The following is a 13,496-nucleotide window of genomic DNA, read 5'->3' as shown; positions in this document are numbered from 1 at the left end:
CCGGCGGCGAGCGCTCTACCCTCCCGCCATGATCGAGCCGCCGCCGTCCCGACCACGCCAGCGCTTTCAGACGTTCGACGACCCGGGCCATCGCAAGGGGCCGGAACGGATCGAGGCTCTGCGGGCCGCCCTGCGCGAGACGGGGGTCGACGGTTTCGTCGTGCCGCGGGCCGACGAGCACCAGTCCGAATACGTCCCCGCCGACGCCGAGCGGCTCGCTTGGCTCACCGGGTTCACCGGGTCGGCCGGGACTGCGGTGATTCTGTCGGAAGCCGCCGCACTGGTGGTGGATGGCCGTTACACGCTCCAGGCGCCCGAGCAGGTCGATACCGGCATCCTCGCGATCGTGCCGTTGGCCGAAACGACGCCCGAAGCCTGGATCGGTGCCAACCTCAAGCGCGATCAGGTGCTGGGCTACGATCCGTGGCTGCACACGCCGGACGGATTGGCGCGCCTGGAACGGGTGGCCACGAAGGCGGGCGGTGCCCTGCGGGCCGTGCCGAACCTCGTGGATGCCGTCTGGGCCGGTCGGCCGAAGCCGCCTGCCGGCCGGGTCATCCGCCATCCGGACGCGCTCGCGGGCGAAACGGTCGCCGACAAGCTCGCCCGGGTGCGGGACAGCCTGACGGAGGCCGGCTGCGACGCCCTGGTGATCTCCGATCCGCACAACCTCGCCTGGGCCTTCAACCTGCGCGGCGCCGATGTCGGGCATACGCCCCTGGCCCTCGGTTACGCGATCCTGCCGCGCGAGGGGCAGGCGCGCCTCTTTCTGGCCTCGCCGGCCGTCGATCCGGACCTGCGCGCGGCGCTCGCGCCCGTCGCCGAGATCCTGCCCAGGGCCGAGCTTGAGGATGGGCTGGCGTCGCTCAGCGGGGCCCGGGTCCGGCTCGATGCGGCCACGGGCGCGGTCGCCCTCAAGGAACGGATCGAATCGGCCGGCGGCACGGTCGATGTCGGCAAGGATCCGATCACCGCGATGAAGGCGCTCAAGAATGCCGCCGAGATCGCGGGCGCGCGCGCCGCCCATCAGCGCGATGGGGCCAGCGTCGTCCGCTTCCTGGCGTGGCTCGACGCGGCATCCACGGCCGGGGGCCTCACCGAGATCGCCGCCGTCGAGGCGCTGGAGGATTTCCGCGCCGCGGGCGGCGATCTGCGCGACGTCTCGTTCCCGACCATCTCGGGATCCGGACCCAACGGGGCGATCGTCCACTACCGGGTCACCCGCGCCAGCGACCGGGCGGTCCGGCCGGGCGAGCTGTTCCTGATCGATTCCGGCGCGCAATACCCGGACGGCACCACCGACATCACCCGGACCGTCGCGGTGGGCGCGCCGAGCGCGGCGATGCGCGACCGCTTCACCCGGGTGCTGAAGGGCCATATCGCCATCGCCCGGGCGGTGTTTCCCAACAAGACGACCGGCGCGCAGATCGATGCCTTCGCCCGGGCGCCCCTATGGCAGGCGGGGCTCGATTTCGACCACGGCACCGGCCACGGCGTCGGCGCCTTCCTGTCGGTGCACGAGGGGCCGCAACGGATCGCCAAGACCGGTACGGTGGCGCTCGAGCCCGGCATGATCCTGTCGAACGAGCCGGGCTACTACGCGGCCGGCGCCTACGGCATCCGGATCGAGAACCTCGTTCTGGTCGAGACGCGCGCCATCGCGGACGGCGAGCGCCCGATGCTCGGCTTCGAGACGCTGACGTTGGCGCCCTACGACCGGAACCTGATCCAGACCGAGCTGCTCGAACCGGGGGAGCGCGCCTGGATCGACGCCTACCATGTCTGGGTCCGCGAGGCGCTGTCGCCGGAGCTCGATGCCGGAGCGCGCGACTGGCTGGCACGCGCCACGGCGCCGCTGCCCGGGTGAGGCCGCGGCGCGCGACCGCCACGGCCCTTCGTGGTAAGCGCGTCGTCACGGAATGGCCCGAACGCTGGGCCTGAAACCGCGGCCGCCTGGCCCGCGAAGGGACAGCATGATCCGCCGCCTCGTCCTCCCGATTCTGGTCCTCGCCGCGAGCCTGTCGGCGGCCCTGGCGCAGGGTCTGCGCACGCCGCCGGATCTGGTGCGGTCGAGCCTTGTCGCCGAGCCCGCCGCGGTGGCGGGGGCGCGGCCTTTTACCCTCGCGGTGCGGATGCTGGTGAAGCCCGGCTGGCACGTCTACTGGCGCAACCCGGGGGATTCGGGCCTGCCGCCCGAGGTGACCTGGACCCTGCCGGCCGGCTTCAACGCCGGGGCGCTCCAGTGGCCGGCGCCGGAGCGGATCCCGATCGCGACGCTGATGAATTACGGCTACGAGGGCGAGGTCACGCTCCTCGTCCCCGTGACGCCGCCGCCGAGCCTCGATCCGGCCAACCCGGTGCAGATCCAGGCCAAGCTGACCTACCTCGTCTGTGAGACCGAGTGCGTGCCGGGCTCCGCGGATCTTGCCCTCACCGTGCCGGTGGGCGAGCCGCGTCCCGATCCGGACAATGCAGCCCTGTTCGCCCGCGCTCGGGCCGCCCTCCCGACCCCTGCGCTCTGGCCGATGAACCTGTCGAGCCAGGGCGATACCCTGCAGCTCGATTTCACGGCAACGGGGCTCAGGCCCGACACGATCCGGAACGCCGCCTACTTCCCGTATGCCGAGACCGCGATCGACAACGCGGCCGCACAGGTGATGGCGGTCGACGGCACCGGCCTGCACCTCACCGTCGCCCGGAGCAGCCCGACCGAAGCGGCTCCCACGGCCCTTCCGGGTGTGCTGACCCTGGACGAGGTGACCGAATCCGGCAGCCGCCGCCTCGCCTTCGCGTATGGCGACGAGCCGGTGCTTCCGGCCGCGACCGATCCGTCGGTTCCCGTCGCGGCGACGCCGGCCGGGGCCGCCGCGCCCGACCTCGACCTGCTGACGTTTGCCACCGCCACCGCCTTCGCTTTTTTCGGCGGCCTCATCCTCAATCTGATGCCCTGCGTCTTCCCCGTCCTGTCGATCAAAGTGCTGAGTCTCGTGCGGCATGCGGGCGAGGGTCCGGCCCGCCTGCGCCTGCACGGCTTCGCCTATACGGCCGGCGTGCTGGCGAGTTTCCTGGGTCTGGCCGGAGTGCTCATCGCCCTGAAGGGCGGAGGGGCGGCGATCGGCTGGGGATTCCAGCTGCAATCGCCCCTGGTGGTGGCGGGGCTCGCCTATCTGCTCTTCGCGATGGGCCTGAGCCTGTCCGGCGTGGTCGAGGTCGGGGGACGGCTCGCGGGTGTCGGCGATCCCCTGACCCGGCGTTCCGGCCTGAGTGGTTCGTTCTTCACGGGCGTGCTGGCCACGCTGGTGGCGACGCCCTGCACGGCGCCGTTCATGGGCTCGGCAATCGGCTTCGCGCTGACCCAGAGCGCAGGTGTGGCGCTTGCCGTGTTCGCGAGCCTCGGGCTCGGCCTCGCCCTGCCGTTCTTGGCTCTCACTCTCTGGCCCCCGGCCCTTCGGGCGCTGCCGCGGCCGGGCGCCTGGATGGAGACGCTCAAGCAGGTGCTCGCCTTCCCGGTCTACGCCACCGTGGCTTGGCTGGTCTGGGTCCTGTCGCAGCAGGTTGATCCGCGGGGCCTTCTGGCGGCGCTGATCGGCCTCGTGCTGGTGGGTTTCTCCGCCTGGGCCTGGGAGCGCGGACGCGCCGCCGCGCCCGGGGCACGCCGGATCGCGCAGGTCTGTGCGGCGCTCGCCCTGATCGCCGTGGTGGCCCTGGTGTCCACCCTCCCGCAGGACCGTGCCGCGCCGACCGCGCAGGCCGCCGCCGGTGGTATCGAGCCGTTCACGCAGGCCCGTCTCGATGCGCTGACGAGCGCGCACAAGCCGGCCTTCGTCAACATGACCGCGGCGTGGTGCATCACCTGCGCGGTCAACGAGACGACCTCCCTCTCAACGAAGGCCGTGCGGGCCGCGATGGCCGAGCGGGGCATCACCTATCTGAAGGGCGACTGGACCAACCAGAACCCCGAGATCACGCGCCTGCTGGAGAAGCACGGCCGGAGCGGCGTGCCGCTCTACCTGCTCTACACCGGCGGCGGCGAGCCCCAGGTGCTGCCCCAGATCCTCACCGAGGGCACGGTGCTCCAGGCCCTGGCCTCCGTGCCGGCCGCCGACAGGAGTGCCGCGCTCACCCGCTGATCGAGGCTTCCCGAAGGGCGGAAGCCCTTTGGCGGGGTGTCGGGGCGGAGTCCAGACGCTCGGGCTTCGCCCCATAGCAAGGCTCCGCCCTGCACCCGCAAAAGGTCTTGACCTTTCGAAGCCGGGACTTGGTGATTCAGGCTTCGAGGGAGAAGGTTTCGTCGAAGGCGTAGCCGGAGCCGCGGACGGTGCGGATCGGATCGGCTTGGCGGGGGCCGTTCAGCGCCTTGCGCAGGCGGCCGACATGGACGTCGACGGTGCGCTCGTCGATGTAGACGTCGTGACCCCAGACCCCGTCGAGAAGCTGCTCGCGGGAGAAGACCCGGCCCGGGGCCAGCATCAGGAATTCCAGCAGCCGGAACTCCGTGGGGCCGAGATGCAGCTCCTCGCCGGCCCGGCGCACCCGATGACCGGTGCGGTCCAGTTCGAGGTCGCCGGCGGCCAGACGATCCGAGACATGAGCCGGCTTGGCCCGGCGCAGGAGCGCGCGGATGCGGGCGAGCAGTTCCGGCACCGAGAACGGCTTGACGATGTAATCGTCGGCGCCCGTCCCGAGGCCCCGGATCCGGTCGCCTTCTTCGCCCCGGGCGGTCAGCATGATCACCGGCAACCGCTCGGTCTCCCGCCGGGCCCGGATGCGGCGGCAAAGCTCGATCCCGGACAGGCCGGGCAGCATCCAGTCGAGCAGGACCAGATCGGGCATGCGCTCGGCCAGAAGCAGTTCCGCATCGTCGCCCCGGGCCGCCGTATCCACCAGGAAGCCCTCGGCTTCCAAGTTGTAGCGCAGCAGCGTGGTCAATGCCTCCTCGTCCTCGACGATCAGGACTTGCATACTCACCTTCGATGACCCGTTCTCGCGGCGGACGCGGCAATGGTGCCGGAGGCTCCGCCCAGCCTCAACCGAAACCGACCGTCACGGCGGCGACGCCCCCAGGATCCTGCGCCCCGGGAAGCGCTTCACGGCGCCAGACCCCCATCCACCGTCACGTAGTTCGACGCATCGTTCTTCGGCCGTTCTCCGGCGAGCGTCTCGCCCGTGGCGAGGTAGTGGATCGTCTCGGCGATGTTGGTCGTGTGATCGCCGATGCGTTCGACATTCTTGGCGCAGAACAGCAGGTGCGTGCAGAACGAGATGTTGCGCGGATCCTCCATCATGTAGGTCAGGAGCTCGCGGAACAGGGAATTGTACAGCGCGTCGATCTCGCCGTCGCGCTCCCACACGTCGTGGGCCGCCTCGATATCGCGGCTCGCATAGGCGTCCAGCACGTCCTTCAGCTGGCCCTCCGCGAGGTCGCTCATGTGGCGCACGCCGAGCACGATCTTCTGCGCCGGCGCCTGATCGGAGATCGCCACGACGCGCTTGGCCACGTTCTTGGCGAGGTCGCCGATCCGCTCCAGGTCCCCGGAGACGCGGATCGCCGAGATGGTCTCGCGCAGGTCGATCGCCAGGGGCTGCCGCCGGGCGATCAGCAGGACGGAGCGCTCCTCGATGTCCCTCTGGAGGGCGTCCAGGCGCTTGTCGGCGAGGATCACCGCCTGGGCGAGCCCGTCGTCGCGGCGCACCAGGGCGTCGGTCGCCTCGGTGGTCATCTTCTCCGCCACGCCGCCCATCTCCGAGATCGAGCGACGGAGGTTTTCGAGATCGGTGTCGTAGGAGGTAACGATATGGCCGGGCATGGATGAATCCTTCGATGGGGGCCAGAACGTGCGATCCCACCCGGTTGCCGCGATCCCGCCCGGCCGCCGCGGCGCCCGGGTCGCGATGGCGCGGAAACCGGTCTTCGAAACAGCTTAGCCGAAGCGGCCGGTGATATAGTCCTGCGTCCGCCGCTCGGTCGGGTTCATGAACATTTTTTCGGTCTGTGAGAATTCAATCAGCTCGCCGAGATACATGAAGGCGGTGAACTGCGAGATGCGCGCCGCCTGCTGCATGTTGTGCGTGACGATCGCGATGGTGAACTCGTCGCGCAGCTGCTCGATCAGCTCCTCGATCCGGCCCGTCGAGATCGGGTCCAGCGCCGAGGTCGGCTCGTCGAACAGGATCACCTCCGGGCGCTGGGCCACCGTGCGAGCGATGCACAGACGCTGCTGCTGCCCGCCCGACAGGCCCATGCCGGACTGCTTCAGCTTGTCCTTGACCTCGTCCCAGAGCGCCGCCTTGCGCAGCGACGCCTCGACCCGGTCGTCAAGCTCCGATTTCGGCAGCTTCTCGTAGAGGCGGATGCCGAAGGCGACGTTGTCGTAGATCGACATCGGGAAGGGCGTCGGCTTCTGGAACACCATGCCGACCCGGGCGCGCAGATCGTTGAGATCGACCTTCGAATCCAGGATGTTGACGCCGTCCAGCAGGATCTCGCCCTCGGCGCGCTGCTCCGGATAGAGGCTGTAGATCCGGTTGAAGGTGCGCAGCAGCGTCGACTTCCCGCAGCCCGACGGGCCGATCAGCGCGGTCACCTGCCGATCATGGAAGTTGAGGTTGATGTCCTTCAGGCCGTGGAACTGGCCATAGTAGAAGTTCAGCCCCTTCACGGCGATCCGGACGGGCGCCTTGGTGTCGGCGCCGGCCTTGGCGGAGGGCTGCATAAGGGGCTCGGCGGCGGCGGTGGCTGCAGCATGGCTCATCGGGCTAATCCTTCGGCTCGCGCTTCAGCGGGCACGCTGCGGCTTGACCACCAAGCGGGCGATCACGGAGAGGGCGAGGATGGTCATGGTGATCAGAAGCGCTCCGGCCCAGGCCAGCTGCTGCCAGTTGGAATAGGGCGAGAGCGCGAACTGGTAGATCATCACCGGCAGGTTCGGGACGCCACCCATGAGGTCGGGGCTGAACCAGCTGTTGTTGTTGAGTGCGGTGAACAGGAGCGGCGCGGTCTCGCCGGCGATGCGGGCCAGCGCCAGGATGATGCCCGTCACGATGCCGGCCGAGGCGGCGCGCCAGCTCACCTTCATGATCACCATGGAGGGCGGAGCGCCGAGCGCCGCGCCGGCCTCGCGCAGGGTGCCCGGCACGAGGCTCAGCATGTCCTCGGTGGTCCGCACGATCACCGGCGTGGCGATGATCGCGAGCGCGATGCCGCCGGCCCAGCCGGAATAGCTGCCCATGGGCCGCACCATCAGCGTGTAGACGAACAGGCCGATCAGGATCGACGGCGCCGAGAGCAGGATGTCGTTGAGGAAGCGGATCAGGACGGCCAGCTTCGAGGTCCGGCCGTATTCCGCCAGGAATGTTCCGGCCATCACGCCGACCGGCGTCGCGATGACGATGCCGATCGTGGTCAGGATCAGGCTGCCCAGCACCGCGTTGGCGATGCCGCCGCCCTCGCTGCCCGGCCCCGGGGTCGGTTGCGTCAGCAGGGTCGGCGTGAAGCCGCGCACGCCTTCGACGATCAGCATCAGCAGGATCGAGCCGAGCACGATGATGCCGAGCAGCGTGGCAAAGGCGCAGAAGCCACGGAGTATGGCGTCCGCGCGGCGCCGGCCGGGGCGGACCCGGGCCTGCACGAGCGGCGGCGCAGCGCGTGTGTTGATCGCGTCCATGGGGCTCCTCAAGCGACCCGCACGCGTGACGTCAGGATGCGCGCGGCGATCAGGACGATGAAGGTGATGACGAACAGGATGCAGCCGAGCGCCATCAGGGCGTTGAGCTGCATGCCGTCCGCCTCGTTGAATTCGTTGGCGATCCGGGACGCGATGGTCGAGCCGGGATCGAAGATCGAGGCCGAGAGGCGGTTGGCGTTGCCGACCACGAAGGTCACCGCCATGGTCTCGCCCAGCGCACGGCCGAGGCCGAGCATGATCGCGCCGATGATCGACACCGAGGCGTGCCGGATCAGGACGAAGCGCGTCACCTCCCAGGTGGTGCAGCCGACGCCGTAGGCGCTCTCGCGCAGGATCGTGGGGATCTGGTCGAGCATGTCGCGGGCGATCGAGGCCACGAACGGCACGATCATGATCGCCAGGATGATGCCGGCGGTGAGCACCCCGACCCCCGAGGGGATGCGGGCATACAGCACGGTCCCGACGATCGGCAGGCCCTCGACGACGTTCGAGATCGGGATCTCGACGAAGCGGGCGAACAGTGGGGCGAAGATGAACAGGCCCCACATCCCGTAGATGATGCTCGGCACGGCGGCGAGCAGCTCGATCGTCATCGCGACCGGCTTGCGCGCCCAGCCCGGGCAGAGCTGCGTCAGGTAGATGGCGATGCCGAGCGAGACCGGGACGCCGATCAGGAGGGCCAGGAGCGCCGACATCACCGTTCCGATGACGGCCACGAGCGCGCCGTACTGTTCGGTGCCGACGTTCCAGACGCTGGACGTCAGGAAGCCGACGCCGAACTCCCGGAAGGCCGGCAGGCCGCCGTAGACGATGGAGCCGATGATCCCCACGAGGACGGTCAGCACCAGCAACGCCGCGCCGTACGCGCAACCGCGGAACACGGCGTCCATGTTCCGGCTCGGTCCCTTCCGCGCCGCCGACGTACGGGTTCGGCCGAGGGCAATCGTTTCAGTCAAAGCAGACATCCGCGGTTCTCTGCGAAGGATAACGTGGTAGCGCGGCGGGATCTCAGAAGCGAGGGAGGAGGTCGAAGCCTCCTCCCCGTTGGGCTTACATATTGTAAACCGGCTTCCCGTCCTTGCCCTTCACGTTCTTCCACTCTTCGTGGATCAGCGCCACGACGTTGTCCGGCAGCGGAACATAGTCGAGATCCGAGGCAAGCTTGTCGCCGTTCTTGTACGCCCAGTCGAAGAACTTGAGCACATCGGCGGCCTTGGCCGGATCGGCCGGGTCCTTGTGGACCAGGATGAAGGTCGCCGCCGTGATCGGCCACGCCTCCTCGCCGGCTTGGTTGGTGAGCGAGATGCCGAAGCCGGGGGCCGACTTCCAGTCCGCGCTGGCCGCCGCCGCCTGGAACGCCTTGTCGTCGGGCTGCGGGAACTTGCCGGCCTTGTTCTGCAGCAGGGCGTAGGCCAGCTTGTTCTGCTTGGCGTAAGCCGACTCGACGTAGCCGACGGAATTCGGCACCTGCTTCACGGTGGCGGTCACGCCCTCGTTGCCCTTGCCGCCCTGACCGACCGGCCAGGAGATCGTCGTGGCCGCGCCGTACTCCTTCTTCCACGTGTCCGAAGCCTGGGACAGGTAGGTGGTGAAGATGTTGGTCGTGCCCGAGGCGTCGGACCGGTAGACCGGCGTGATGTTCGTGTCGGGCAGTTTCAGGCCGTCATTGAGCTTCGCGATCCGCGGATCGGTCCACTTGGCGATCTTCCCGGCATAGATGTCGGCCAGCACGTCGCCGGTCAGTTTGAGCTTGCCCGGCTCGATTCCGGCGATGTTCACCACCGGCACGACGCCGCCCATCACGGTGGGGAACTGGACGAGGCCGTCCTTGGCCAGCTGCTCGCCCTTCAGCGGCGCGTCGGTGGCGCCGAAATCGACCGTCTTGGCCTGGATCTGCTTGATCCCGCCGCCGGATCCGATCGACTGATAGTTCAGACCCGAACCGGATTCCTTCCGGTAGGCCTCGGCCCACTTCGAGTAGACCGGGAAGGGGAACGTAGCCCCGGCCCCGGTGATGTCGGCGGCCAGCGCCGCAGACGCCAGCTGTACCGTCGCGAGTCCGACGGCGAGCGCGTAAGCGAAGGGTCTCATGGAATCTCCGTTGCCGTCGGGCAAGAGCCTGCGCCACCCCGCCGGCATGCTCATGCCCGCGGCAGAGCCTTGCGGCCGATCCGTGAAAGATCCAGCGCCGGCCGCCCGATGGCTGCGCGGTTACGACAGGTAGATGACACCGGCATGACATCGCGTCGCAGGTCGCGCGGCACGGTTCACGGGTCTCGCGCGTTCCTACCGGCAACGGCACGGGAAGGGACTGGGAACCGTGGTGGGCGAAAACGCCGATTCAGCGACGGAGACTGACCCGAACTGGCTTGCCCTGCATGCCGAACGGGAAGCGGTGGAGCGCGCCCTGACCCTCGCGCAGGCGCGTCAGAAGTTCAGTGGCGATCCGGATGCAGCCGCGGCAGCGCGGCGCGAGGAGGCGGATCTGCTGAAAGATCTCGACCGGATCCTAACCCTGATTCGAGCGGCCGAGTATCGGCGGCGGCCGGGGGCGCGCCGCTGGTGAGGCATTCGGGAGCGGGATCGCCCTACCCGGCCCGGCGCAGCTCCCGCTCCTTCTGGCGCAGGCGCAGGAGCAGCTCGACATGGGTGTCGGTGATCGGCTGCGTGTCGACACTGCCTTCATAGACCGTGCGCAGCGAGAGACCCAGCCGACGCGTATCGATCGTCCGCTTCGGATTCTGTCCCACGTGCGAAAGGTCCTCGGAATCGACGCCTGACAGCTTCATGGCTCCCTCTCGTCCTTCGGCCGCTCCAAACCGCTGCGGCGCCGGGATGGCAAGAGAGTCACCAAGAATGGTTAACGAACCGTTACCGTGAACCGACGGTTAAGCTTACCTGTCAGTTAACCGTCGGCGCCCTGAAGAAGCCGCGCAGCCGCCGCGCGGGCTTCATCGGTCACTGTTGCCCCCGCGAGCATCCGGGCGATCTCCTCCCGGCGCTCGGCCACGGGAAGGCTGGCGACCCGCGTTGCGACACGGCCGGCCCCTTTCACGGGTGCCTTCGCGATAAGGAAATGCGTCTCCGCGCGAGCCGCGACCTGCGGCGCATGGGTGACGGCGACAACCTGTACGTTCGCGGCCAGGCGTGCCAGGCGCAGCCCGATGGCATCCGCAACAGCACCGCCGACGCCGGTGTCGATCTCGTCGAAGATCAGGGTCGGGGCCGAGCCCTTATCGGCCAGCACCACCTTCAGGGCGAGCATGAACCGCGACAACTCGCCGCCCGAGGCGACCTTCATCATCGGTCCGGGCTTGGTGCCGGGATTGGTCTGCGCCCAGAACTCGACCCGGTCGGTGCCGGCCGGATCGCGCGATTCCGGGTCGGTGACGATCTCGGTGATGAATCGGGCGCGCTCGAGCTTCAAGGGGGGCAGCTCGGCCTTCACGGCGGCGTCGAGCTGCTTGGCGGCGCGGCGGCGACCGGCACTGAGCTTTTCGGCGGCCTCGGCATAGGCAGCCTCCGCGGTGGCAAGAGTCTGTTCGAGGCCTGCCAGTGCCGCTTCCCCGGCATCGATCGCCGCAACGTCGCCGGCATAGCGCTCGGCAAGCGCCGCAAGATCGTCGGCCGCGACGTCGTATTTGCGGGCGGCCGCCCGCAGGGCGAACAGCCGTTCCTCCACCCGCTCGAGATCGCGGGGATCGAACTCGGTCTCCGCCACCGCGGCGTCAAGCACGGCTCGAGCCTCGTCGAGGGCTACGATCGCGGCGTCGAGGGCGTTGACGCAGGGATCGACGAGGGCGGGGAGCTGCGATGCGCGGCGCTCCAGCTTACGCAGGGCGGCCGAGATATGGGGTACCCCGGAATGGGTCCCGCCCACCGCTTCCAGCGCCGCATTCAGTTCGCGCGCGACCTTCTCGGATTGCTGCATGATGCTGCGGCGCTCGGCGAGCTGAGCCTCCTCACCGGGCTTCGGCGCGAGTGCAGCCAGCTCCTCCACGGCGTGGCGCAGGAAATCGGCCTCCTTCCGGGCCGCCTCCACCCGAGCGCGGTGCTCGGCGAGGTCGGATCGGGCGGTGCGGACCGCGCGGGCGGCCGCCGCGACCTTGGTGAGCTGGCCCTGCAGGCCGCCGAACGCGTCGAGGATCGCCCGGTGCGAGGCCGGATCGGCCAGCGCACGGTCGTCGTGCTGACCGTGGATCTCCACCAGGGCCGCGCCGATCGCGCGCAGGACCTGGACGCCCACCGGCTGGTCGTTGACGAAGGCGCGGGTGCGTCCGTCCGCCATCTGGGTCCGGCGCAGGATCAGATCGCCCTCCGTGTCGATCTCGGCCTCCGTGGCAATCCGGCGAGCCGGATGGTCCAGGGGCAGATCGAACACGGCGGTGACGACGCCCTGCGCCTCGCCGTGCCGGACGAGGCGGCCATCGCCACGCCCGCCCAGCGCCAGCGCGAAGGCGTCGAGCAGGATCGATTTGCCCGCGCCCGTCTCTCCGGTCAGGACGCTGAGGCCCGTTCGGAAATTCAGTTCGAGACGGTCGATCAGAACGATGTCGCGGATCGCGAGCTGCGCCAGCATGCGGCGGGGGCATTCCTCAGAAGGGGACCGCAGAGATAAGGCCGTGGCGCCGCTGATTCACCCCAAAAATGCGTCGCACAATGGGAAAGGCCCGAAGCAGGCGCTCCGGGCCTCAACGTGTTCGGGGCGGTCGACCTATCCGGTCAGGGTTTCGAAAGGTCGAGACCTTTCGCAGGTCCCGGGCGGGGCCCTGATGAATATCTCAGGGCGCTGCTCTGTGTACCCGCCAAAGGGCTGAAGCCCTTTGGAAACCCGGAAAGCGGGTCAAACCGCTTGTTCACTCGGCCGAGGCCGTCTTGCCCGCAACCGAGCGGTAGATCTTCGACAGGAACGAGGCCTTCTCCTCCCGCGGCTCGAGCCCGTTCTGGGCGAGGAGCGCGTGCGCGTCCTTGTACCAGGAACTGTCCGGGAAGTTGTGGCCGAGCACCGCGGCGGCGTTCTGCGCCTCCTGGGTGATGCCGAGCGCCCAGTAGGCTTCGGTCAGGCGCTCCAGCGCCTCTTCGGCGTGGCGGGTGGTCTGGTACTTGGAGACCACGTCACGGAAGCGGTTGATCGCCGCCGGGAAGTTGCGCCGCTCCAGGTAGAAGCGCCCGACTTCCATCTCCTTGCCGGCGAGCTGGTCGCGGGTGATCTGGATCTTCGCCTTCGCGTCGATCGCGTATTCCGAGGTCGGATACTTCTGGACCAGTTCCTGAAGGGCCGTCAGCGCCTTCTCGGATCGCTCCTGATCGCGGGTCACATCCGGGATCTGCTTGTAGTTCGACATTGCCATCAGGTACTGCGCGTAGGCCGCATCCTTGCTGGCCGGGTGCCGCTGCAGGTAGCGCTTCGAGGCGCTGATCGCGTCGTCGTACTTCTGGCCCTCATAGTTCGCGTAGGCCGTCATGAGCAGCGCCTTCCGGGACCACTCGGAATACTGGTACTGCTTGTCGAGGCTGTCGAACTTCTTGACCGCGCCGTCGTAGTCGCTGTCTTCAAGCTTGGCCAAGCCATCGCTGTAGAGCTTGTCAGCCGGGATGTCCGGAACGACCTCGGGCTTGTACTTCTCGGAGAACAGATTGGTCGGGTCGAAATCGCAGCCGCCCAGGCCGAGGCCGAGGATGGCCACGAGAGGCGCCGCGAAGGCTGCCGCCCGGCGGTAACGAATGGTGACAGGCATCTGGCGCTCTTTCCCGGAAGCGGCGCCATCCCGCGCCGTCATGCCATCGCGTGCGTGGATCCGGCCTTCTGAG

At 68.8% G+C, this 13,496-nt stretch carries 12 protein-coding genes; 3 read left to right on the top strand and 9 right to left on the bottom strand.

Annotation, left to right across the window (positions count from 1 at the left end; all coding sequences use genetic code 11):
- Positions 1-28 precede the first annotated feature (28 nt).
- Both MKK63_RS27345 and MKK63_RS27340 read left to right on the top strand, forming a co-directional pair.
- Positions 29-1,867: an aminopeptidase P family protein gene (locus tag MKK63_RS27345; RefSeq protein WP_244007089.1), complete on the top strand. Its 1,839-nt coding sequence runs from the start codon at positions 29-31 to the stop codon at positions 1,865-1,867.
- A 106-nt stretch (positions 1,868-1,973) separates the two neighbouring features.
- Positions 1,974-4,130 carry a protein-disulfide reductase DsbD family protein gene (locus tag MKK63_RS27340; protein ID WP_244007088.1) on the top strand — a complete coding sequence of 719 codons (2,157 nt, stop codon included), beginning with the start codon at positions 1,974-1,976 and terminating at the stop codon, positions 4,128-4,130.
- A 136-nt stretch (positions 4,131-4,266) separates the two neighbouring features.
- On the opposite strand, the gene phoB is transcribed toward MKK63_RS27340, so the two are convergent.
- The 6 genes from phoB to pstS form a co-directional block, all read right to left on the bottom strand.
- Positions 4,267-4,962: a phosphate regulon transcriptional regulator PhoB gene (gene phoB / locus MKK63_RS27335; protein ID WP_244007087.1), complete on the bottom strand. Its 696-nt coding sequence runs from the start codon at positions 4,960-4,962 to the stop codon at positions 4,267-4,269.
- A 125-nt stretch (positions 4,963-5,087) separates the two neighbouring features.
- The gene (phoU, locus tag MKK63_RS27330; RefSeq protein WP_243920520.1) at positions 5,088-5,807 is read right to left on the bottom strand and encodes a phosphate signaling complex protein PhoU; all 720 of its coding nucleotides are present in this window, start codon (positions 5,805-5,807) and stop codon (positions 5,088-5,090) included.
- Between the two features lie 114 nt (positions 5,808-5,921).
- Positions 5,922-6,713: a phosphate ABC transporter ATP-binding protein PstB gene (gene pstB / locus MKK63_RS27325; RefSeq protein WP_243920627.1), complete on the bottom strand. Its 792-nt coding sequence runs from the start codon at positions 6,711-6,713 to the stop codon at positions 5,922-5,924.
- A gap of 63 nt (positions 6,714-6,776) precedes the next feature.
- Positions 6,777-7,664 carry a phosphate ABC transporter permease PstA gene (pstA, locus tag MKK63_RS27320; RefSeq protein ID WP_244007086.1) on the bottom strand — a complete coding sequence of 296 codons (888 nt, stop codon included), beginning with the start codon at positions 7,662-7,664 and terminating at the stop codon, positions 6,777-6,779.
- Positions 7,665-7,672: 8 nt separating this feature from the next.
- A complete protein-coding gene (gene pstC, locus MKK63_RS27315) occupies positions 7,673-8,650 on the bottom strand; it encodes a phosphate ABC transporter permease subunit PstC (RefSeq protein ID WP_244007085.1) in 978 nt (325 codons plus the stop codon).
- An 85-nt stretch (positions 8,651-8,735) separates the two neighbouring features.
- Positions 8,736-9,776 (bottom strand): phosphate ABC transporter substrate-binding protein PstS, encoded by a 1,041-nt coding sequence (gene pstS / locus MKK63_RS27310; protein WP_244007084.1) that lies wholly within the window; start codon positions 9,774-9,776, stop codon positions 8,736-8,738.
- A gap of 229 nt (positions 9,777-10,005) precedes the next feature.
- Here pstS and MKK63_RS27305 point away from each other — a divergent pair, with 229 nt between their 5' ends.
- On the top strand, positions 10,006-10,251 hold the full coding sequence (locus MKK63_RS27305; protein WP_244007082.1) for a hypothetical protein: 246 nt from the start codon (positions 10,006-10,008) through the stop codon (positions 10,249-10,251).
- 22 nt (positions 10,252-10,273) lie between these two features.
- Here MKK63_RS27305 and MKK63_RS27300 read toward each other — a convergent pair whose 3' ends face one another.
- The 3 genes from MKK63_RS27300 to MKK63_RS27290 form a co-directional block, all read right to left on the bottom strand.
- On the bottom strand, positions 10,274-10,474 hold the full coding sequence (locus tag MKK63_RS27300) for a hypothetical protein (RefSeq protein WP_244007080.1): 201 nt from the start codon (positions 10,472-10,474) through the stop codon (positions 10,274-10,276).
- A 116-nt stretch (positions 10,475-10,590) separates the two neighbouring features.
- A complete protein-coding gene (gene recN / locus MKK63_RS27295) occupies positions 10,591-12,264 on the bottom strand; it encodes a DNA repair protein RecN (protein WP_244007079.1) in 1,674 nt (557 codons plus the stop codon).
- 277 nt (positions 12,265-12,541) lie between these two features.
- Positions 12,542-13,423: an outer membrane protein assembly factor BamD gene (locus MKK63_RS27290; protein ID WP_244007078.1), complete on the bottom strand. Its 882-nt coding sequence runs from the start codon at positions 13,421-13,423 to the stop codon at positions 12,542-12,544.
- Positions 13,424-13,496: the final 73 nt, after the last annotated feature.

Origin of the sequence: Methylobacterium sp. J-088 (genome assembly GCF_022829295.1) — a bacterium.
GTDB lineage: Bacteria > Pseudomonadota > Alphaproteobacteria > Rhizobiales > Beijerinckiaceae > Methylobacterium.
This window is presented reverse-complemented; position numbering and strand designations above follow the sequence as displayed.

Coding starts and splice junctions, on each gene's coding strand:
- pstB (WP_243920627.1), bottom strand. CDS start 6,713: ATGCAGCCCTCCGCCAAGGCCGGCGCCGACACCAAGGCGCCCGTCCGG.
- pstC (WP_244007085.1), bottom strand. CDS start 8,650: ATGTCTGCTTTGACTGAAACGATTGCCCTCGGCCGAACCCGTACGTCG.
- phoU (WP_243920520.1), bottom strand. CDS start 5,807: ATGCCCGGCCATATCGTTACCTCCTACGACACCGATCTCGAAAACCTC.
- phoB (WP_244007087.1), bottom strand. CDS start 4,962: ATGCAAGTCCTGATCGTCGAGGACGAGGAGGCATTGACCACGCTGCTG.
- MKK63_RS27340 (WP_244007088.1), top strand. CDS start 1,974: ATGATCCGCCGCCTCGTCCTCCCGATTCTGGTCCTCGCCGCGAGCCTG.
- MKK63_RS27345 (WP_244007089.1), top strand. CDS start 29: ATGATCGAGCCGCCGCCGTCCCGACCACGCCAGCGCTTTCAGACGTTC.
- MKK63_RS27290 (WP_244007078.1), bottom strand. CDS start 13,423: ATGCCTGTCACCATTCGTTACCGCCGGGCGGCAGCCTTCGCGGCGCCT.
- pstA (WP_244007086.1), bottom strand. CDS start 7,664: ATGGACGCGATCAACACACGCGCTGCGCCGCCGCTCGTGCAGGCCCGG.
- MKK63_RS27300 (WP_244007080.1), bottom strand. CDS start 10,474: ATGAAGCTGTCAGGCGTCGATTCCGAGGACCTTTCGCACGTGGGACAG.
- recN (WP_244007079.1), bottom strand. CDS start 12,264: ATGCTGGCGCAGCTCGCGATCCGCGACATCGTTCTGATCGACCGTCTC.
- pstS (WP_244007084.1), bottom strand. CDS start 9,776: ATGAGACCCTTCGCTTACGCGCTCGCCGTCGGACTCGCGACGGTACAG.